This is a genomic window from Actinomadura citrea, from assembly GCF_013409045.1.
GTDB lineage: Bacteria > Actinomycetota > Actinomycetes > Streptosporangiales > Streptosporangiaceae > Spirillospora > Spirillospora citrea.
Genome location: NZ_JACCBT010000001.1, coordinates 1,494,155 through 1,513,016, shown reverse-complemented (window position 1 = coordinate 1,513,016; position 18,862 = coordinate 1,494,155). Strand labels below are relative to the sequence as shown.

At 70.5% G+C, this 18,862-nt stretch carries 19 protein-coding genes and 1 tRNA gene; 10 read left to right on the top strand and 10 right to left on the bottom strand.

The window, feature by feature from the left end:
• Positions 1-629: 629 nt before the first annotated feature.
• Positions 630-1,058, bottom strand: coding sequence for a hypothetical protein (locus BJ999_RS07380; protein WP_179832582.1), 429 nt, complete (start codon positions 1,056-1,058; stop codon positions 630-632).
• A 113-nt stretch (positions 1,059-1,171) separates the two neighbouring features.
• Here BJ999_RS07380 and BJ999_RS07375 point away from each other — a divergent pair, with 113 nt between their 5' ends.
• Positions 1,172-2,329, top strand: a complete 1,158-nt coding sequence (locus BJ999_RS07375; protein WP_179832581.1) for a hypothetical protein — start codon at positions 1,172-1,174, stop codon at positions 2,327-2,329.
• A gap of 146 nt (positions 2,330-2,475) precedes the next feature.
• Complete coding sequence (gene folP / locus BJ999_RS07370) at positions 2,476-3,282, top strand: dihydropteroate synthase (protein WP_179832580.1); 807 nt, start codon at positions 2,476-2,478, stop codon at positions 3,280-3,282.
• On the opposite strand, the gene BJ999_RS07365 is transcribed toward folP, so the two are convergent.
• A complete protein-coding gene (locus BJ999_RS07365) occupies positions 3,279-3,935 on the bottom strand; it encodes a dihydrofolate reductase family protein (RefSeq protein WP_179832579.1) in 657 nt (218 codons plus the stop codon). The genes folP and BJ999_RS07365 overlap by 4 nt on opposite strands.
• A 99-nt stretch (positions 3,936-4,034) precedes the next feature.
• Between BJ999_RS07365 and BJ999_RS07360 the strand changes: the two genes are divergently transcribed.
• Entirely contained in the window at positions 4,035-4,784 is a 750-nt protein-coding gene (locus BJ999_RS07360) for a glycosyltransferase family 2 protein (RefSeq protein ID WP_179832578.1), read from the top strand.
• Positions 4,785-4,969: 185 nt separating this feature from the next.
• The gene (locus BJ999_RS07355) at positions 4,970-5,476 is read left to right on the top strand and encodes a hypothetical protein (RefSeq protein ID WP_179832577.1); all 507 of its coding nucleotides are present in this window, start codon (positions 4,970-4,972) and stop codon (positions 5,474-5,476) included.
• 254 nt (positions 5,477-5,730) lie between these two features.
• Here BJ999_RS07355 and BJ999_RS07350 read toward each other — a convergent pair.
• The 4 genes from BJ999_RS07350 to nagA all read right to left on the bottom strand — a co-directional run bounded on the left by BJ999_RS07350 (position 5,731) and on the right by nagA (position 8,452).
• Positions 5,731-5,804: transfer RNA gene (locus tag BJ999_RS07350), tRNA-Ala, on the bottom strand.
• 47 nt (positions 5,805-5,851) lie between these two features.
• Positions 5,852-6,388: a divisome protein SepX/GlpR gene (gene sepX, locus BJ999_RS07345; protein WP_179832576.1), complete on the bottom strand. Its 537-nt coding sequence runs from the start codon at positions 6,386-6,388 to the stop codon at positions 5,852-5,854.
• Between the two features lie 215 nt (positions 6,389-6,603).
• A complete protein-coding gene (locus tag BJ999_RS07340) occupies positions 6,604-7,233 on the bottom strand; it encodes a GNAT family N-acetyltransferase (RefSeq protein ID WP_179832575.1) in 630 nt (209 codons plus the stop codon).
• 82 nt (positions 7,234-7,315) lie between these two features.
• Positions 7,316-8,452, bottom strand: a complete 1,137-nt coding sequence (gene nagA / locus BJ999_RS07335; RefSeq protein WP_179832574.1) for an N-acetylglucosamine-6-phosphate deacetylase — start codon at positions 8,450-8,452, stop codon at positions 7,316-7,318.
• Positions 8,453-8,547: 95 nt separating this feature from the next.
• Between nagA and BJ999_RS07330 the strand changes: the two genes are divergently transcribed.
• Positions 8,548-9,381, top strand: coding sequence for a DeoR/GlpR family DNA-binding transcription regulator (locus tag BJ999_RS07330; RefSeq protein ID WP_218934978.1), 834 nt, complete (start codon positions 8,548-8,550; stop codon positions 9,379-9,381).
• Here the strand turns inward: BJ999_RS07330 and BJ999_RS07325 are convergent.
• Genes BJ999_RS07325 through galU form a run of 4 tightly spaced genes read right to left on the bottom strand, consistent with a single transcriptional unit; the run spans position 9,378 to position 12,491 of the window.
• Complete coding sequence (locus tag BJ999_RS07325; RefSeq protein ID WP_179832573.1) at positions 9,378-9,845, bottom strand: MogA/MoaB family molybdenum cofactor biosynthesis protein; 468 nt, start codon at positions 9,843-9,845, stop codon at positions 9,378-9,380. The two genes, BJ999_RS07330 and BJ999_RS07325, sit on opposite strands and share 4 nt — an antisense overlap.
• 8 nt (positions 9,846-9,853) lie before the next feature.
• On the bottom strand, positions 9,854-10,324 hold the full coding sequence (gene moaC / locus BJ999_RS07320; RefSeq protein WP_373292723.1) for a cyclic pyranopterin monophosphate synthase MoaC: 471 nt from the start codon (positions 10,322-10,324) through the stop codon (positions 9,854-9,856).
• A gap of 5 nt (positions 10,325-10,329) precedes the next feature.
• Complete coding sequence (gene glp, locus BJ999_RS07315) at positions 10,330-11,538, bottom strand: molybdotransferase-like divisome protein Glp (protein WP_179838388.1); 1,209 nt, start codon at positions 11,536-11,538, stop codon at positions 10,330-10,332.
• A gap of 26 nt (positions 11,539-11,564) precedes the next feature.
• A complete protein-coding gene (galU, locus tag BJ999_RS07310; protein ID WP_179832571.1) occupies positions 11,565-12,491 on the bottom strand; it encodes a UTP--glucose-1-phosphate uridylyltransferase GalU in 927 nt (308 codons plus the stop codon).
• 34 nt (positions 12,492-12,525) lie between these two features.
• Here galU and BJ999_RS07305 point away from each other — a divergent pair, with 34 nt between their 5' ends.
• From BJ999_RS07305 to BJ999_RS07285, 5 genes are all read left to right on the top strand, one after another.
• Complete coding sequence (locus BJ999_RS07305) at positions 12,526-13,107, top strand: 5-formyltetrahydrofolate cyclo-ligase (protein ID WP_268247810.1); 582 nt, start codon at positions 12,526-12,528, stop codon at positions 13,105-13,107.
• Positions 13,108-13,199: 92 nt separating this feature from the next.
• Complete coding sequence (locus BJ999_RS07300) at positions 13,200-14,189, top strand: NAD(P)-dependent oxidoreductase (RefSeq protein ID WP_179832569.1); 990 nt, start codon at positions 13,200-13,202, stop codon at positions 14,187-14,189.
• A 103-nt stretch (positions 14,190-14,292) separates the two neighbouring features.
• Positions 14,293-15,777 (top strand): potassium/proton antiporter, encoded by a 1,485-nt coding sequence (locus BJ999_RS07295; protein WP_179832568.1) that lies wholly within the window; start codon positions 14,293-14,295, stop codon positions 15,775-15,777.
• 166 nt (positions 15,778-15,943) lie between these two features.
• The gene (locus BJ999_RS07290; RefSeq protein ID WP_179832567.1) at positions 15,944-16,306 is read left to right on the top strand and encodes an FmdB family zinc ribbon protein; all 363 of its coding nucleotides are present in this window, start codon (positions 15,944-15,946) and stop codon (positions 16,304-16,306) included.
• A 392-nt stretch (positions 16,307-16,698) separates the two neighbouring features.
• Positions 16,699-18,825 carry an MMPL family transporter gene (locus BJ999_RS07285; RefSeq protein WP_179832566.1) on the top strand — a complete coding sequence of 709 codons (2,127 nt, stop codon included), beginning with the start codon at positions 16,699-16,701 and terminating at the stop codon, positions 18,823-18,825.
• Positions 18,826-18,862: the final 37 nt, after the last annotated feature.

The following is an 18,862-nucleotide window of genomic DNA, read 5'->3' as shown; positions in this document are numbered from 1 at the left end:
ATCGTCGACGTCGAGGCGGCAGGCCGGTGACACGGCCGAGCCGAGGCACCGGACCCCTATGCCTCATCTTGCCGGTCCTAAATCCAAGGGGACGGTCGTCCCCGAGAGGAGGGCTGGTGCCTGGTGAGCCCCGCGGGGGCGGGGCCGGCAGCCAGCCAGAAACAATGCAGAGCAGGACAACCGGGTGGGTCGCGGGAGCGATCCTCCTTCTCATAGTCGTCGGCACGGGGAGCACCGGACTCCCCGAGTCCGGGTCCACCTCGGGCGGCTCGAACGGTCCCGCCGCTCCGCCCGCTGGAACCAGCGGGAAGGGGCAGGTGACCTCCCGCCTCTGGCAGACCGATCACTGGAAGATCTTCCTCCAGGACGGCAGCACGATCGATCTGTCCCAGGACGCGGGTCGCAACTGCAGCGCCGGCAGCGTCTATCCCCAGTGCAAGGGATAGATCCAACCGATTGATCGGGAGTTCCCGGGGGCGCACCTGCTCCGGGAACTCCCACCCTGTCGGAACGAGTCCCTGAGCCAACTGCTGCCGACGTTCCGTCTTCCGGGTGGGGCACTGCGTTCCACGGCGTCCCTCCTCACCCTGCGAATCTGGGTGATGCGAGATCGCACTCCCGGTCGCCTTCTACGGGCGACGGCCGCGCGTACTCGGCGCGGCCGTGTGGTGCGGGTGTCCGTGGGTACGCCGCTCCTCCTTGAGCCGAGCCTCGTGGAGGTGCCGTCTACCAGCAGTCAGCAACTCTCGTACGTGCGCCTCATAACGCCGGAGCGGCTCGTAGTAGGTGTCTTCGTACTCCTCGACCGCCTGGAAGGTCCAACGGTCCGGGAGGACGTTGCGGCCTACGAGTTCGCGCGACAGCTCGTCGGCAAGGTCCTGGTGACCGGCCTGGGCGAGCAGCGCGGCCGCATCGCCCAACTCGAAGTCCGCCTTGCCGGTGAGCTGATGCCATGAGTAGAGATGGCCTCTGGCCCGCTCGATGGTCTCCAGGGCTTCGCTCAGCTTGCCCACGGCGCTCACGGTGGCCTCGTCGGGCTCGGGACTGCCAGCGATCATGCGGGTTTACCTTCCCCTCTGACCTCCGATGATGCGCTCCTGGACGCCTCCGCGCCGACCTGCGGCCTAGACTGCTGGGCCGGTTCAGGTCGCTTCGGACGGCAAGGGGTCTCATGGATAACGGCGTCCCGCCTCAACGGCAGAGCCCGGAGAGCGACCGGCTCGCGGAGCGCATGGAGGCGGCGTCCGACCGGGAGAAGGCGTCCATCCTTGTCGACCACTTCGCGGAGGCCACCGCCGGCCCCCCGTCGGCGTGGGTGGACGGGTTCGTCTCACGGGTCGAAGAGTTCGGGCTCCCCGTGCGGCAGATCCGGACGGCGGCAACAGACCTCGCCTGGCTGGCTCGGAAGAACGGTCAGGGCTACCTGGACGGGGCCGACCGGGCGCGGATCCTGGCAGCGAGCAACACGCGTACCGCGCGGCTGTGCCTGGCCTACGTCCATGGCCAGCGCCTGCGCTTCGACTTCAAGTTCGCACAGCTCCACCGCCTTTGTGTCGACTGGCTGGCGGAGTTCGAAGATGACGCCCTCGTGCTGAGCTTCGCGGCCTTCGCCGCGCTCGGCACGCGTGCCACGAACGGGCTCAGCATGTTCCAGCGGGCGGTCGACGCTCCCGACGCGGACAACAGGAGCAACCAGGTGCTCCTGACGGGAATCAATTTCGCCGACCACTTGCCGGAACAGCCGCAGATGATGCTGGATCTGTCCGACGAGATGATGGCGCGCGGCCAGGAAAACGCGATCGTCTATTACCGGCGCGCGACGGCTTATCGGAAGCTGGCCCGTTACGATGAAGGGCTCCACGAGATAGACCGGGCGATAGACGCCCTCGCCCCCGGCGACGTTCTGGTGCACGAGCAGTTCACGCAGGAGCGGCGTTCGATCATTCTGGCCCAGGATTTGCAGAACCAGATCGAACGCAATACCCAGGCCGTCGCGGACTCCATCGCCGCCCAGGTGGACGAGAGGCTCGCGGCGGCCTCGGCCGAGCTCGAACAACGGCTCGACGAGGCGTCGCTAAGGCTCGCCCAGCGCATCGACGCAGCGCAGGAGATGGTCTCGTCCGGCCTGCTCAAGATGGTGGAGATACTCGGTCTCTTCGTCGCCCTCGTCGGTTTCATCGCCGGATCCGGGGCGGTGGTGATCAAATCGCACAGTCTCCAGGAGCGGGCGCTCTCCATGCTCCTGGTGGTCGGCGGGGCTTTGATCTTCTTCGCTCTCCTGCGGCTCGTCACCACGGTGGGACGGCGGCGGGTACGAGCGGAGAGGTAGCCGCCCGCCGCCTTGCTATGCTGACGCCAAGTTCGACTTAGGCGGCTAATGTGAGCGAAATAAACGCTATCTACTACCCTGAGCTTATTTACCCCGAACGGACGATCGGGCAACGCACGTTCGATTTCTCGCGGCAGGTCGCCGTGATGGCGATAATCAACCGCACCCCCGATTCATTCCACGACCGGGGCCGCACATTCGCCCTGGACAAGGCTTTGATCGCGGTAGAGAACGCGCTCGTCCATGGAGCCGACTGGCTGGACATCGGCGGTGTCCCCTTCGCTCCGGGGCCCCCGGTGAGCGTCGAAGAAGAGATCGACCGCGTGGTGCCGGTCGTCGAGGGCGCCCGCTCCCGCACGGACGCGGTGATCTCCGTCGAGACGTACCGCCCCGAGGTCGCCCGCGCCGCCTTCGCCGCCGGCGCCGACGTCCTGAACAACACGAGCGGACTGCACGACCCCGCCCTCGCCGATGTGGTCGCAGAGGCCGGTGCGACCCTCATCATCACCCACAGCCTCGCCGACCCCCGGACTCCCTACCCTCGTCCGCAGTACGACGACGTGGTCACCGAGGTCGCCGAGTTCCTGCGTCAGCGGGTCGCCCTGGCCGAGAAGCACGGTGTGCCGGCGGACCGGATCGTCATCGACCCCGGCCACGACCTGAACAAGAACACCTATCACTCACTCGAACTGACTCGCCGTCTCCCGGAGATCGCACAAATCGGCTACCCGATGCTCGTCGCGGTCTCCAACAAGGACTTCATCGGCGAGACCCTGAAACGAGACCAGCAGGACCGCATCGAGGGCACCATCGCCACCCTCGTCGTCTCCATCCTGAGCGGGGCACGCATCGTGCGAGTTCACGACGTCACAGAGGCAAAGCAAGCGGTGAACATGGTCGAGAGCATCCTCGGCTGGCGTCCCCCCGCCTACGTCCGTCACAACCTCGTCTAGCCCTGGGCCATGCGGTACCGCAGGAACAGATAGTTCTCGTCCTGGATCGCGTGGCAAAGCTCCATGCGCTGCATGTCGATGACCGGACCATCCAGAACGCGGGCGGCGTCGCCGGCGGTGATGACCGGACTCAACGTCAGGCACAGCTCGTGCAGCCAACCCGCGGCGGCGATCTGGGCGAGCACGACCGGGCCTCCCTCGCAGAGCTGCCGCTGGTAACCCTTGTCGGCCAGCCGCTGCAACGCCATGCCCATATCCGTGGAGTCACCGCCGCACACGATGACCTCAGCGCGCTTCTCGGCCTCGCGCAGACGCTCGGCCGGTGCCGCGCCGCACGTGATGACGACCGGCGGGGAGGGCGCCTCGGTGAACAGCGGTCCGTCGAAGTCGAGCCGCAGGCTCCGCGACACGATCGCCAGCTTCGACGCCTCCGCCGGATACGTCCCGTACTCCCGGACGGTCGTGGCCCCCATGATCACAACGTCGGCCAACGTCCTGAGCCGCTGCATGAGAGCCCAGTCCCCCGCGTACCCGAGTGCACTGGTGCTCCCCTGGTACTGGATCCCCCCGTCAAGCGACGCGATCATGTTCGCCCGCAGCCACGGTGTCGTCTCCGGATAGGCGTACTGCTCAAGCATCGCGCTCACGTCCATCTGAGCACTATAAAAGGCTGCCGTCTCCCCGCCTCCGCCCCGGGCCATGTGATGATCAAGGCCGTGCGCCCGGCGCCGCCGCTCACGAGGAGGAGTGCCATGCCGCTGATCTCGATCATCACCGCCGTACGGGAGCCGATACCCGACTACCTGCGGCAGGCCGCTGCGAGCGTCGCGGCTCAACGCCTCCCACCCGGCTGGGACCTTGAATGGCTCGTCCAAGAGGACGGGGCCGCGCCGGCGGCCCGCGATCTATGTCCGGGTGCGCTCTATGAGGCGAACGGCGCCCAGCTCGGCACCGGAACGACTCGGAACTTCGCACTGAGCCGGGCACGCGGCGAACTGGTCGCGGTGCTCGACTATGACGACGTCCTTCTTCCCGACGGCCTCGCAACGCTCATCCCCGCCTTCGAGGAACATCCCGGCATCGGCTGGACGATCGGCCAGGCGGACGACCTGATTGACGGACGCCGCGTCCGCTACCCCCTGGCCTACCCCTGCGGCATGGTGCCCGCGGGAACGATCGGCCTTTTGTACGAAGAGACGGGACTATGCCAAGCGGCCTGCGCCGGCCTCGTAGCCCCCGCGAATCTGATTCGCGCCTTCGGCGGCTGGGGCGCCCTTCCTCGTGCACAAGACGTGGCCCTCTTCATAGCACTCAGCGAAGTCTTCGACGGCTACCAAGAACCCTCCGTGACCTGGCTCTACCGCAAGCACCCAGATCAGAGCACCCACCCCACAAAGATCGACACATGGGGCCGGCACCAGGACCGCTTCATCCGCCACCGCCTCAACGCCATCCGCACCGGCAACCTGCTCCCCCGAACCGCTGACCACACCTTCCCCTGAGGCGTCCGAGCTTCCGCTTTTCAGGAATGGCGACCCTTCGGCGACCAAGGTCCGGACGGTGCCCGGCGTGCGCCTGCGGTGCTGCTCGGTCTTGCTCGACAGTCCATCGCCGGCGTGGATGAGAGGAACGGCTCATCCGCCTTCCGAGACTTCCCACGCCTTGCGCGCTCTGGTCCACTGACGGGGTGAACGCCTTCTTCGCCAGCGCACTCGCGGTCGCCGGAACCCTCCTCGGCTCCGCTCTGACCCACCTGTTCCAGGTCAGGCAAAGCCGCCGAGCCGAAACAAGGGAGATGTTTCAGCGCCTACGTCAGGAACGCCTGTCGGCTTACACGGAATTCGTCGCCGCCGCCACTGACTACCACCGTTCCAGCTTGACTCACTGGTATCGCAAGCAAGAGGGCCAGGAGGGGCAGGACTTCCTGGACGCGCGCGCCGAGGCTGACCGGTTGCAGGCCGTCGTCGACCGGGCCATCACCCAGATCCGGCTGCTCTCCAACGACAACTTCTTGATCGCTGCCGCGCAGCAAGTTCGAAGTTCCGCTGAAGGGATCCGAAAGGCGGAGTCCCGTGGGGAACGGGATGCCCAGGGGGAACACTGTCAGGCCGCGCTCGACCAGTTCATCGGGCACGCGTCCGACCAACTGACCCCCCAGTCTGGCTTCGGCCCCAACTGGCAGTTGGGGGCGTAGGCCCTCCCCATGCCAGCCCCTCGGCTACTGCCGGGGACGGGGGGCAGCGGGCCGACGTGGACGCTACCTGGCGGAGCACCTTTCGCCCGTGAGGCTTGGGCTACCAGCGTCGAGAGACGTGCACGGCGCGACGTCCCCGTAGCGGCGGCTGGGCTGGTGGCCGGAGCGCGCCGTCTGGTGGCGACGTGGTGGCAAATGATCAAAGGCCGGTCTAGGATCTCTCCTGAACCAGCCTGTGACCTGCGTGTTCTCGGTGGAGCTGAGGGGATTTGAACCCCTGACCCCCTCGATGCGAACGAGGTGCGCTACCGGACTGCGCCACAGCCCCGAGGACTCCGTAAGGTTAGCAAACATCGGGGAGTGCTCGCGCACCGGTTATTCGCCGACGGCGCGGCGGTCGTCGGCGTACTGGTCGAAGACCTCGTCGGGGGTGACGAGCTCGATGACCTCGGCGGGTTCGGCGGTCTCGGCGGCGCGGCGGGCCTCCAGGGCGCGGGCGCGGGCCGCGGCGCGGGCCTGGGCCATGGCGCGGCGGCGGGCGGTGTCCATGCCCACGGCGACGCGCAGGAGCGCCAGGTGGCCGGACAGGAGCAGGACGGGGGGCGCGGTGATCCACCAGGGCGTGAGGCCGGAGGCGGCGACGGCCGCGGAGGTGAGGAGGAGCGCGGCGAGGCCGGTGGTCCGGCGGCGGCGCCGGGCGATGACGGTGGCGCGGCTCACCGGGCGCCGCGGCGCGGGGATCTCCTCCTCGCGGAGCGTCTCCTCCTCGTCGTCCTCGGCGGCGGGCTCGTCGGGGCGCTTGTGGAGGAGGCGGGAGATTCCCGTGGTCTCGGTGTCGCGGCGCAGCCACATGGGTACCAGGACGACGGCCCAGACGGCGACGATCGCGAGGTAAAGGACGGCGCTGCTCATCGGCCCCACCGTTCCAGGGCACACTCGCCAGGCGGGCCGACTTTCGGCGCGCGAACGTGCAATGGGAGCAGGGCCACGCCCCGCACGGTACGAGGGGCTGTCAGAGGTTGACGAGCATAAGGGGCGGTGTGTCGCGAGATCGATCTCGCCGTTACTCTCCGTTTGCCGGGACTTCTCGATCGCAGGATTCTTACGGCGGGAAAGTCATGGGCCGCTCAGGTGCGCCGGGGAAATGCCTGTTTCCGGTCTGCCAGCCAGCGGGCGCGCAGGCCACCGGGCACGTCCTCGACGGTGAGGGCGTAGCAGATGTGGTCGCGCCAGGCGCCGTCGATGTGCAGATGGCGGCGCCGAATTCCCTCTTCGCGGAATCCGAGTTTTTCGACGACGCGGCGGCTCGCGGTGTTCTCCGGACGGATATTGGCTTCGAGGCGGTGCAGGCCGACGGTGAAGAAACAGTGGTCGACGGCGAGGGCGACGGCGGTGGGAATGACGCCGCGGCCGGCGACGCGCCTGTCGACCCAGTAGCCGATCTGCGCGGACCGGGCCGAACCCCAGACGACCGCGCCGATGGTGAGCTGACCGGCGAAATCGCCCTCGTGGGTGACGACCCACGGAAGGGCGAGGCCGTGGCGGGCCTCGCGGCGCATGGTGTGGACCATGCTGACGTACGGTCCGAGGCCGCTGCGGAACAGCGGCGTCTCGGGGTTGGTGGGCTCCCAGGGGCGGAGCCAGTCGGCGTTGCGGACCCGCAGATCGCGCCAGACGGCGGCGTCGCGGTGCCGCAGCGGGCGCAGCCCTACAGGGCCCTCGGTCAAGGTGACCGGCCATCCCCGCAAACGTTCCACGGTTCCATGATTCCCTGGTCGGATGTCTGAACGCCATATTGTCCCCGAGAAATCGGGCACGCGGGACGTTCGACCACCGCCGTCACAGGCGTCGGCCCCGTTTCATCACCCAGTCGACGCGCAGGTCGTCGTCCAGGACGACCAGGTCGGCGTCCTTGCCGGGCTCCAGTGACCCGACGCGCGCGTCGATGCCGAGAGCGCGCGCCGGGGTGAGGGACGCGGCCTCGGCGGCGCGCTCGACCGGCAGGCCGAGGTCGGCGACGGCGCGGCGGAAGGCGTCCGCCATGGTGATCGTGCTGCCCGCGATGGACGTCCCGCCCGCGAGGACGGCGCGGCCGTCGCGGACCTCGACGTCCATCACGCCGAGGCGGTAGTCGCCGTCGCCCATCCCGGCGGCGGCCATCGCGTCGGTGATGAGCGCGACGCGGGGCGTGGCGGCGAACACGAGGCGGGCCACGGCGGGGTCCACGTGGACGCCGTCGTTGATCAGCTCCACGGTGACCCGGGGGTCGTTCAGGGCGGCGGCGACCGGCCCGCCCTCGCGGTGGTGCAGCGGGCGCATCGCGTTGAACAGGTGCGTCGCCACGCGCGCGCCCGCGTCGAACGCCGCCCGGGCCGACCGGCCGGTGCCGTCGGTGTGGCCGACGGCCGCGATCACGCCCGCGTCCACCGCCTCCCGGACGAGGTCGAGGGCGCCCGGCAGCTCGGGCGCGAGGGTGATCATGCGGACGTGCCCGCGGCCGAGGCGGACGATGCGGCGGAACTCGGCGGGGTCCGGGTCGCGCAGGAGCGCCGGGTCGTGCGCGCCGCAGCGCGAGGGGGCCAGGTAGGGGCCCTCCAGGTGGACGCCCGCGATCACGCCGTCGGCGGCGAGGTCGGCCAGGCCCTCGACGGCACCGGCCAGTTCCTCCGGGTCGCCGGTGACGAGGCTCGCCATCGTGGTGGTGGTGCCGTGCGCGAGGTGGAAGGAGGCGGCCCGGTGGGCCTCGTCCGGGCGTCCGAGCTGGTAGGAGGCGCCCGCACCGCCGTGGACGTGCATGTCCACGAAGCCGGGCACGACGTGCCGTCCGGCGAGGTCGATCACTTCGCCGGAGCCGGGGCCCGGAGCGGCCGCGATCGTGCCGCCGGCGATGTGGAGGGCGCCGTCGCGGACGCCGTCCGGGAGGACGATCCGCGCGTTGGTCAAGGAAACGGCGCCCTCATCGTCCGGCTTCGCCATGGAATCCCCTCTATGCATGCCTATGATCGATCCTGATTGTTCCATGGCCGTAACGCTCAGGTAAGACCAGGGGCGCGCACGGCTAGACTCCGCGGATGACCACGTCCCCGGACTCCCGTCCACCCGCCGGAAAGGGGGCCGGTGTGACCCGGCACGAGCGCTGGAACGCGCTGCTCGAACTGCTCGCGGACGCCGGGCGGCTGACCGTCGAGGAGGCGTCCCTGCGCGTCGGGGTGTCGGCCGCGACGATCCGCCGCGACTTCGACCAGCTCGCGCAGCAGCAGATGCTGACCCGCACGCGCGGCGGCGCCGTCGCGCAGAGCGTCAGCTACGACCTGCCGCTGCGGTACAAGGCGGCGCGGCACGCGTCGGAGAAGCAGCGGATCGCGGCGGCGACCGCGGAGCTGGCCGAACCGGGGTCGATCATCGGGCTGAACGGCGGGACGACGACCTCGGAGGTCGCCCGGGCCCTCGCCACGCGCGCCGACCTGCACGCCGAGGGGCCGACCCCGGCGATCACGATCGTGACGAACGCGCTGAACATCGGCAACGAGCTGGCCGTCCGGCCGCACGTGAAGATCGTCCTGACGGGCGGGGTGCCGCGCCCGCAGTCCTACGAGCTGACGGGGCCGCTCGCCACCGGCATCTTCGACCACGTGACGCTGGACGTGGCGGTCATCGGGGTGAACGGGCTGACCGCGCGGCACGGCGCGACCTGCCACAACGAGGGCGAGGCGGTCGTGAACCGGCTGATGGCCGAGCGCGCCGACCGGGTGGTCGTGGTGGCGGACGGCTCCAAGATCGGGCACCGTGCGTTCGCCCGCATCTGCGGCACCGACGAGATCGACGTCCTGGTGACGGACGCGACGGCCCCCGAGTCCGAACTCGCCGCGTTCACCGAGGCCGGCGTCCACGTCATCCGCGCCTAGCCCCGCGGGTGGTCGCCGCCGTTGATCTGGTCCACCGCGTGGGGCAGGACGCGGGCCAGGACGGTCATGCCGTCGCGGACGCCGCCGGTCGAGCCGGGCAGGTTGACGATGAGGGTGCGGCCCGCGATGCCGGCGAGGCCGCGCGACAGGATCGCGGCGGGCACCTTCTCGCGGCCCTCCAGGCGGATGGCCTCGGCGATGCCCGGGACCTCCCGTTCGAGGACCGGCCGGGTCATCTCGGGGGTCTGGTCGGTCGGGGTGAGGCCGGTCCCGCCGGACGTGACGACGACGTCGTAGCCCGCGGCGACCGCGTCGCGCAGGACGCCGGTGACCGGTTCGCCGTCCGGGACGACGACGGGGCCGTCCACCTGGCAGCCGATGTCCTCCAGCATCTCGACCAGCACCGGGCCGGACCTGTCCTCGTAGACGCCGGCCGCGGCGCGGTTGGAGACGGTGACCGCCATCGCCCTGATCACCGGCGCCACACGCCGGTCTTGCCGCCGGTCTTCTCCTCGACCCGGACGTCGGTGATCACGGCGGCGGGGTCGACGGCCTTCACCATGTCGACCAGCGCGAGCGCGGCGACCGTGACGGAGGTGAGCGCCTCCATCTCCACGCCGGTGCGGTCGGCGGTGCGGGTGACGGCCGTGATCGCGACACCGTCGTCGTCGATGGCGAGGTCGACGGTGACGCCGTGCAGCGCGATCGGGTGGCACAGCGGGACGAGGTCGGGCACGCGCTTGGCCCCCATGATCCCGGCGATGCGGGCGACGGACAGCGCGTCGCCCTTGGGGATGTCGCCGGCGCGCAGGAGGTCGACGCATTCGGGCGACAGGCGGACGAACCCCGTCGCCGTCGCCGTCCGGGACGAGACGTTCTTCGACGACACGTCGACCATGCGGGCCGATCCCTTGTCGTCCAGATGGGTGAACTCAGACCCCATGGCACTCATGATGGCAACCTCATGACCTCGACGTGCGAACCGGCGGGCATGGCTTCGACGTCCTCCGGAATCTCGATGAGCGCGTTCGCGGACGACAGGGACCCGAGCTGGTGCGAGCCCTGCACGCCGGCCGCCGTGACGGTGTAGAAGCCCCGGGTGAACGAGAGTCTCCCCCGCAGGAAGTGGCGGAGCCCCGCGGGCGACTTGATGTCCTCGGCGACAACGGCGCTCACCGTGGGGAGCGGTTCGGGTGGCAACCCCTGCATGACACGCAGGGCGGGACGGACGAACACCTGGAACGACACGTACGCGCTGACGGGGTTGCCCGGGAGCGTGAAGACGGGAACGCCTTCCAGGAGGCCGAACCCCTGCGGCTTGCCGGGCCGCATCCGCACCTTGTGGAAGGCCACGGTCCCGGTGCCGGTGAGCACTTCCTTGACGACGTCCCTGGTGCCCATGGAGACGCCCCCGGTGGTGACGATGGCGTCGGCCCGGACGAGCTGGTCGTGGAGCATCTCCAAGACCTTGGCGGGTTCGTCCTGCACCGTGGCCTGCCGGAAGCCCGTTCCCCCTGCCTCGACCACGGCGGCGGTGAGCATGAAGCTGTTGGACTCCCAGATCTGGCCGGGTGCCAGGGAGGTGCCCGGCTCGCGCAGTTCGTCGCCCGTGGAGACGACCACGATGCGCGGTTTCGGCCGGACGGTCACCCGGGACCGCCCGACCGCCGCGAGCATGCCGATCTGCGCGGCGGTGATCCGGGCGCCGGCCTCGGCGACGACCTGCCCGGCGAGGACGTCCTCCCCCGCCCGCCGGATGTAGTTGCCCGGCGGGGCGGCGCGCGAGATCCGGACGGTGGCGTTGCCGCCGTCCGTCCACTCGACGGGGATCACGGCGTCGGCGCCGGCCGGCAGCGGCGCGCCCGTCATGATCCGGGCGGTCAGGCCCGGCCGGATCGCCGACACGCCGGAGTCGCCCGCGACGATGTCGCCGACGACGGGCAGCGAGACGGGACCGGCCTCGGTGGCCGCCGCGATGTCGGCCGCGACGACGGCGTAGCCGTCCATCGCGGAGTTGTCGAACGGCGGCAGCGGCATCGGCGCGGACACGGACTCGGCGAGCACCGAGCCGTGCGCCTCCAGCAGCGCCAGCTCGAGCGGCGGCAGCGGTGCCACGCTGCCGAGGATCTCCGTCAGATGCTCGTCGACCGTTCTCATAGCCACGGCCCCAGTCTGACGCCTCGTCACGAATCCGTTGTGTCGCCCACGCCGTCCTGCGTCCGGACGAATTCCCGCAGCCACGGCAGGAACTCCGGCGCCAGGTCGGGCCGTTCCGCCGCGAACTGGACGACCGTCCGCAGGTACTCCAGCTTGTTGCCGGTGTCGTAGCGGCGGCCCCGGAACTTGACCCCGTAGACGCCGCCGCCCTGGTCGGCGGGCATGTCGGCGAGGGTGCGCAGCGCGTCGGTCAGCTGGATCTCGCCGCCGCGGCCGGGCGGGGTCTTCTCCAGGACGTCGAACACCGCGGGGTCGCAGACGTAGCGGCCGATGATGATCCAGTTGCTGGGGGCCTCCTCGGCGGCGGGCTTCTCCACGAGGTCGGAGATGCGGACGACGTCCTCCTCGTCCGTCGCCTCGATGGCCGCGCACCCGTACGCCGACACCTGATCGGGCTCGACCTCCATCAGCGCGATGACGCTGCCGCCGTGCTGGCCGCGCACCTCGATCATGCGCTGCAGCAGCTTGTCACGAGCGTCGATCATGTCGTCGCCGAGCAGCACCGCGAACGGCTCGCGGCCGACGTGCTGGCGGGCGCAGTGCACCGCGTGCCCGAGGCCGCGCGGCTCGCCCTGCCGGACGTAGTGCATGATCGCCAGATCGCTGGACTCGTGCACGGCCTCCAGGCGTTCGTCGTCGCCCTTGGCGCGCAGCGCCTCCTCCAGCTCGTACGCTCGGTCGAAGTGGTCCTCGATGGACCGCTTGCTGCGCCCGGTGACCATCAGGACGTCGGTCAGCCCGGCGTCGACCGCCTCCTCCACGACGTACTGGATCGCCGGTTTGTCGACGATCGGCAGCATTTCCTTGGGAGTCGCCTTGGTCGCGGGCAAGAATCGGGTACCGAGGCCGGCCGCCGGGACGACCGCTTTGAGCACTGGTGCAATGTCGGCCATATACACGACCCTAGCCATCCACGAGGACCACAGCGTGCACCCCATCGCTACGAAGACCGGCCTCCGGGCCGAACTGCTCGCACGACGTGCGGCGATGCCGCCCGAGACGCGCTCCGGCGCGGCGCGCCCGATCCGGGACGCGCTGCTGCCCGTCCCGGAGGTGGAGATGGCCGGGACCATCGCGGCGTACGTCTCCATAGGCGACGAGCCGGACACGCGGAGCCTGCTGTTCGCGCTGTGGAAGCGCGGGACGTACGTGCTGGTCCCCCGCCTGCTCCCGGACGGCGACCTCGACTGGGCGTCCTACGAGGGGCCCGACTCGCTCGTCCCCGGGGCCCGCGGGTGCCTGGAGTCGTCCGAGCCGCCGCGCGGCCCCGGGGCGGTGGCCAGCGCGGACGTCGTGCTGGTGCCCGCGGTGGCGGTCGACCGGACGGGCGTGCGCCTCGGCCGCGGCGGCGGCTCCTACGACCGGGCGCTGGCGCGCGTGGGCCCGGCGATCCTGACCGCGGCGCTGCTGTTCGACGGGGAACTGGTGGAGAGCGTGCCCGCCGAGCCGCACGACCAGCGCGTCCGGGCGGTGGTGACGCCGTCGCAGGGGCTGGTCCGCCTGGGCTGACCTGCTCGCGGATCCGGGCCTGCTCGTAGAGTGAGGGGGCCAAGATCGCGGATGGGGGACGCGGTCGAGTACGGCCTGACGGGAGGTACGAGATGACGGCGCCGTGGCGGATCCTTTCCCTGCCCCCGATCGCGGACGAGATCGTCCATGGTTTGTTCGCGCCGCTGGGAGACGCCGCCGAGGTGGCGTTCCCGCAGACCAGGGACCGGGCGGGCCTGCTCGCCGCGCTCGCCGGCGCCGACCTGGTGATCGGCGACTTCACCGGCCGGCTGGCGCTGGACGCCGAGGCCGTGGCGGCGGCGCCGCGGGTGTCGTTCGTCCAGATGCCCGCGGTCGGGATCGACAGCATCGACGTCGCCGCGTGGGCGTCCGCGGGCGTGCCCGTGGCGAACGCGGCGGGATTCAACGCGCGCGGGGTCGCCGAGTGGGCGGTCGGCGCGGCGTTCGCGCTGTGCCGCAACCTCGCGCGGGGCGACCGGGCCGTCCGCGCGGGCGGATGGCCGCAGATGGAGATGGCGGCGCTCGGCCCGCGCGAGATCCACACGCAGCGGGTCGGCATCGTCGGGTTCGGGGCGATCGGCGCCGAGGCCGCGCGGCTCTTCGCGGCTCTGGGCTGCGCGGTCTCGTACTGGACGAGGCGGAGGCGTCCCGAGGCGCCGGCGACGTACCGGGAGCTGGACGAGCTCGTGGCGACGTCCGACGTCCTCGTCCTCGCCCTGCCGCTGACCGAGGAGACAAGGGGGTTGATAGGTCCGGAGCGGCTCGCCCTGCTGCCGGACAAGGCGCTGCTGGTGAACGTGGCGCGCGGGGGCATCGCGCCTGACGGCGCCGTCCTCGCCGCACTGGATTCGGGACGTCTGGCCGGGGCGGCCCTGGACGTGTTCGAGCAGGAGCCGCTTCCGGAGGGGCATCCGCTGCGTTCCCGCGAGGACGTCCTGCTGTCGCCGCACACGGCGGGGGCGTCCGTCCAGTCGCAGCTCAACCTGCTCGGGATGGTGCGCGACAACGTCACCGCGGCCGTTCAGGGACGAGACGTACAGAACGTGGTGAACGGGCTCAATCCACTGGTCACACGGCGATAGCGGCCATGACGGACACGCCGTCCCTCAATCGTAAATATGCGATTCGCCCGTGAATCTGTAGGATTCCTAAACGATCAACTTTGACGACCCCGAAGGGTGGGATGTGCACCTCGACATCTGGCTACTCCTCGGGGCCACGCTCGTACTCAGCGCCATCATCGCGGTCAGGCTGTCGCACCAGGCGGGCCTCCCCACGCTGCTGGCGTACATGGGCCTCGGCCTTCTCATCGGCGAGTCCGGCCCCCTCCACATCCGCTTCGACAACGCGGAACTGGCCGAGACGCTCGGCCTCGCGGCCCTCGTGCTCATCCTCGCCGAGGGCGGCATCACCACCAACTGGCGGCGCGTGCGGCCCTCGGTGCCGGCCGCGCTCAGCGTCTCCACCCTCGGCACCCTGATCAGCATCGTCGTCGTCGCGCTGTCCGCCATGTGGCTCGTCGGCCTGGAGTGGCGTCCCGCGTTCCTGCTCGCCGCCGTGCTCGCCCCCACCGACGCGGCCGCGGTGTTCTCGGTGCTGCGGCGGCTGCCCCTGCCCTCCCGGCTGACCGGCCTGCTGGAGGCCGAGTCCGGCTTCAACGACGCCCCCGTCGTGATCATCGTGATCACGCTCAGCGCCCACACCGCCGTCCCCAACATGGCCGAACTGCTCGGCGTCATGGTCTACGAGCTGGTCGCGGGCGGCATCGTCGGCGTCGCCATCGGGTGGCTGGGCGCGCAGGCGCTGCGCCGCGTCGCGCTCCCGGCGTCCGGCCTCTACCCCATCGCCGTCCTGTCGCTGGCCATCGGCTCCTACGGGGCCGCCTCCCTGATGCACGCGAGCGGGTTCCTCGCCGTCTACGTCAGCGCCCTCGTCCTCGGGAACGCGCGGCTGCCGCACCGCCCCGCCACCCGAGGCTTCGCCGAGGGCGTCGGATGGCTCGCGCAGATCGGGCTGTTCGTGATGCTGGGCCTGCTGGCCGACCCCGGAGACCTCCCCGGCCAGATCCTGCCGGCGCTCATCGTCGGCTTCGTCCTGCTGCTGGTGGCCCGCCCCCTGTCGGTGGTGCTGTCCACGATCGGGTTCCGGCTGTCGTGGGGCGAGAAGGTCTTCGCGTCCTGGGCGGGGCTGCGGGGCGCCGTCCCGATCGTCCTGGCCACCATCCCGATGGTCGCGGACGTGGAGCACGCCGACCGGCTCTTCGCGATCGTCTTCAACATCGTCGTCATGTTCACCCTGCTCCAGGGGCCGACGCTGCCGCTGGCCTCGCGGCTGTGCCGGCTGACCGGCGACGAGCAGACCCGCGAACTGGACGTCGAGGCGGCGCCGCTGGAGGAGCTGCACGCCGACCTGCTGGAGGTGCGGGTCCCCGCCGACTCGCTGATCAGCGGCGTGGAGATCTTCGAACTGCGGCTGCCGCCCGGCGCGTCCATCACCCTCGTCGTGCGGGACGGGGCGAGCTTCGTGCCCGAGCCCACCACGCCCCTGCAGGCGGGCGACACCCTGCTGATCGTGACCACCGCCGAGGTGCGCGAGGCCACCGAGCGCAGGCTGCGCGCGGTCAGCCGCAAGGGCCGGCTGGCGGGCTGGTTCGGCGAGAAGGGACAGTGACCAGGAGTCCCGCGGCGACTCGGGTCCCGCGGGGCCGGGTCCTGGGCGGCGCGCCGCCTGGGAACATCCCGGGGGCGAATCCTGTTCCACGCATGGGTACCATTAGCAGTCGTCTAGAGTGAGTGCCAGTCCGGCTCGCGCCGGGCTGAGTCAGCGAGGAGGAACCGTGCCGACGTATCAGTACGTTTGCACCGACTGCGGCGAGCCTCTAGAGGTCGTGCAGAAGTTCAGCGACGACGCGCTGACCGAGTGCCCGGCGTGCAGCGGCAAGCTCCGCAAGGTCTTCTCCGCCGCGGGGATCATCTTCAAGGGCTCGGGCTTCTACCGCACCGACAGCCGCGGCTCCGGCAAGTCGGCCTCCACCGCGGGGGCCTCGTCCAACGGCTCGTCGAACGGGTCGTCCAACGGCTCCTCCGGCGACTCGGGCGGTTCCTCGGGCGACTCCGCCAAGTCGGACTCGTCCTCGTCGACCTCCGACTCGTCGTCCTCGTCGACCGGCAAGTCGTCGTCCTCCGAAAAGGTCGCCTGACCTTCTAGGCATCTCCGCCCGCACCCGGGGGATCCAGCCGGATCCCCCGGCTTTCGTCGTATCCGGAAGCCGTCGCCTACATCTCCAGGGGTAGGCGACGGCTTTCGTTTGCCTCGGCAGGCGTAGCGCAGGTCCGTCCTAACGCCGGAGGCGCAGCCGCAGACCTTCCGCGACCATGGAAGAGACAGAGAGCGACCCCCCACCCCGGCCGGGCCTCTCCTGTCGCACGGCTTGACTTGGCTCTGTTTACGAGAGACTCTCATATCGAGAAGCTCGCCATGCCCCACGCTTTCCGATTTCGCGATATTACTTGACACCTCTCGCTCAACGAGAGACTCTTGGGCCGAACACGACATATCTCGATATCGCCCGGTGCACACAGGAGAGGACCTATGAGCGCACCTAGCCCGGCTCCCCCGAGGCCGCGGACACACCGCCTGGCCGGACTGATCGCCGGACGGCGCACCAAATGGGCCGTCCTGGCCCTGTGGGTCGTCCTCCTGGCCGCCCTCGGCCCCCTCGCCGGCAAGCTCGGCGACGTCGAGAAGAACGACGCGGCGTCCTGGCTGCCCGCCGGGGCGGAGTCCACCCGGGTCGTGGAACTGGAGGAGAGGTTCCGCAAGGACGAGACGATGCTCGCCGTCGTCGTCTACGAGCGTTCCGGCGGGATCACCGCGGCGGACAAGGCCAAGGCCGAGTCCGACATGGCCGCGTTCCAGAACCTGCCCGGAGCGCAGAAGGCGCAGGGGCCGTTCCCGTCCAAGGACGGCAAGGCCCTGCAGACCCTCGTGCCCCTGACGGACGAGGACCTCACCGCCGCCGTCGACCAGGCGCGCGACCTCGCCGAGCGCGGACCCCCCGGACTGGCCTCGCACGTCACCGGTCCCGCCGGCGGCGGCGCCGACCAGTTCGAGGTGTTCCAGAGCCTGGACGGCTTCCTGCTCATGGCCGCTGGTCTCGTCGTCATCGTCCTGCTGCTGTTCATCTACCGCAGCCCGGTCCTGTGGTTCGTCCCCGTGCTGAGCGCCGTCTTCGCCCTGGGCCTCGCCCAGTCGACCGTGTACCTGCTCGCCAAGTACGCGGACCTCACCGTCAACGGCCAGAGCGCCGGCATCCTGACCGTCCTCGTCTTCGGTGTCGCCACCGACTACGCCTTGCTGCTCGTCGCCCGCTACAGGGAGGAACTGCACCGGCACGAGGACCGGCACGAGGCCATGGCCTACGCGCTGCACCGCGCCGCGCCCGCCGTCATCGCCTCCGCCGCCACCGTGGCCGTCGGCCTGCTGTGCCTGCTGCTCGCCGACATGAACTCCACCGCCGGCATGGGCCCCGTGGCCGCCGCGGGCGTCCTCACCGCCCTCGCCGCCATGACGACCCTCCTGCCCGCCCTCCTCGTCATCTGCGGCCGCTGGCTGTTCTGGCCGCTGATCCCCCGCTACGACGCCAAGTACCTCAAGCCCGAGGCGTACGAGGCCGAGCACGGCGTCTGGAGCCGCGTCGCAGGAATGGTCGGCAAGCGCCCGCGCGCGCTCTGGGCCGCGACCATGCTCGGCCTGATCGTCCTCACGCTCGGGCTGGGCTCGCTCAAGGCGGACGGCCTGTCGGACGCCGGCCAGTTCACCGGCAAGCCCGACTCGGTGAAGGGCTCGGAGGTCATCGCACGGCACTACGCCGCCGGCTCGGGCTCCCCGGCCCTCGTCATCGGCAAGGCCCCGGCGTCCGACCAGATCGCCCAGGCCGTGCGCGGAACGCCGGGCGTCGCCGAAGTCAGCGCCCCCGCCGCGGCGGGCGGTCTGGTCAAGTACGAGGCGACGCTGAAGGACGCCGCCGACAGCCAGGCCGCGCGAGCGACCATCGACCGGCTGCGGACCGCGGTGCACGCCGTCCCGTCGGCGGACGCCAAGGTCGGCGGCACGACCGCGACGTACCTGGACATCAAGCGCGCCTCCTCCCGCGACAACAAGGTCATCATCCCGATCGTGCTGGCCGTGGTGCTCCTCATCCTCATCGCGCTGCTGCGCGCCGTCGTCGCGCCGCTGCTGATGATGGGCACCGTGGTGCTGTCGTTCCTCGCTTCGCTCGGCGCCTGCGCGGTCATCTTCGAGCACGTCTTCGGGTTCGAGGGCACCGACTCCGGCTTCCCGTTGCTGGCCTTCATCTTCCTGGTCGCCTTGGGGGTCGACTACAACATCTTCCTGATGCACCGCGTCCGGGAGGAGTCGCAGGCCCTCGGCACGCGCCGCGGCATCCAGCGAGGGCTCACCGTCACCGGCGGTGTGATCACCTCGGCCGGGCTCGTCCTCGCGGCCACGTTCGCGTCCATGGTCACGCTGCCGCTGGTGTTCATGGTCGAGATGGGCTTCGCGGTCGCGTTCGGCGTCCTGCTCGACACCCTCGTCGTCCGGTCGCTGCTGCTGCCCGCCCTGTCCTACGACATCGGGCGGCGGATCTGGACGCCGGGACGGCTCGCCAAGGAGGCGCCCGCCTCGCCGCCCAAGGTCCTGGACCCGGTCGGCTGACGTCCCGAGAACGCGGAAGGGCCCGGCTCCGGCCGGG

Excerpts from the sequence above, each read along its gene's own strand:
- galU (WP_179832571.1), bottom strand. The coding sequence starts at position 12,491 with ATGGCCGACATTGCACCAGTGCTCAAAGCGGTCGTCCCGGCGGCCGGC.
- BJ999_RS07380 (WP_179832582.1), bottom strand. The coding sequence starts at position 1,058 with ATGATCGCTGGCAGTCCCGAGCCCGACGAGGCCACCGTGAGCGCCGTG.
- glp (WP_179838388.1), bottom strand. The coding sequence starts at position 11,538 with ATGAGAACGGTCGACGAGCATCTGACGGAGATCCTCGGCAGCGTGGCA.
- moaC (WP_373292723.1), bottom strand. The coding sequence starts at position 10,324 with ATGGGGTCTGAGTTCACCCATCTGGACGACAAGGGATCGGCCCGCATG.
- BJ999_RS07300 (WP_179832569.1), top strand. The coding sequence starts at position 13,200 with ATGACGGCGCCGTGGCGGATCCTTTCCCTGCCCCCGATCGCGGACGAG.
- BJ999_RS07375 (WP_179832581.1), top strand. The coding sequence starts at position 1,172 with ATGGATAACGGCGTCCCGCCTCAACGGCAGAGCCCGGAGAGCGACCGG.
- BJ999_RS07360 (WP_179832578.1), top strand. The coding sequence starts at position 4,035 with ATGCCGCTGATCTCGATCATCACCGCCGTACGGGAGCCGATACCCGAC.
- BJ999_RS07325 (WP_179832573.1), bottom strand. The coding sequence starts at position 9,845 with ATGGCGGTCACCGTCTCCAACCGCGCCGCGGCCGGCGTCTACGAGGAC.
- sepX (WP_179832576.1), bottom strand. The coding sequence starts at position 6,388 with ATGAGCAGCGCCGTCCTTTACCTCGCGATCGTCGCCGTCTGGGCCGTC.
- BJ999_RS07285 (WP_179832566.1), top strand. The coding sequence starts at position 16,699 with ATGAGCGCACCTAGCCCGGCTCCCCCGAGGCCGCGGACACACCGCCTG.
- nagA (WP_179832574.1), bottom strand. The coding sequence starts at position 8,452 with ATGGCGAAGCCGGACGATGAGGGCGCCGTTTCCTTGACCAACGCGCGG.
- BJ999_RS07365 (WP_179832579.1), bottom strand. The coding sequence starts at position 3,935 with ATGGACGTGAGCGCGATGCTTGAGCAGTACGCCTATCCGGAGACGACA.
- BJ999_RS07330 (WP_218934978.1), top strand. The coding sequence starts at position 8,548 with ATGACCACGTCCCCGGACTCCCGTCCACCCGCCGGAAAGGGGGCCGGT.
- folP (WP_179832580.1), top strand. The coding sequence starts at position 2,476 with ATGGCGATAATCAACCGCACCCCCGATTCATTCCACGACCGGGGCCGC.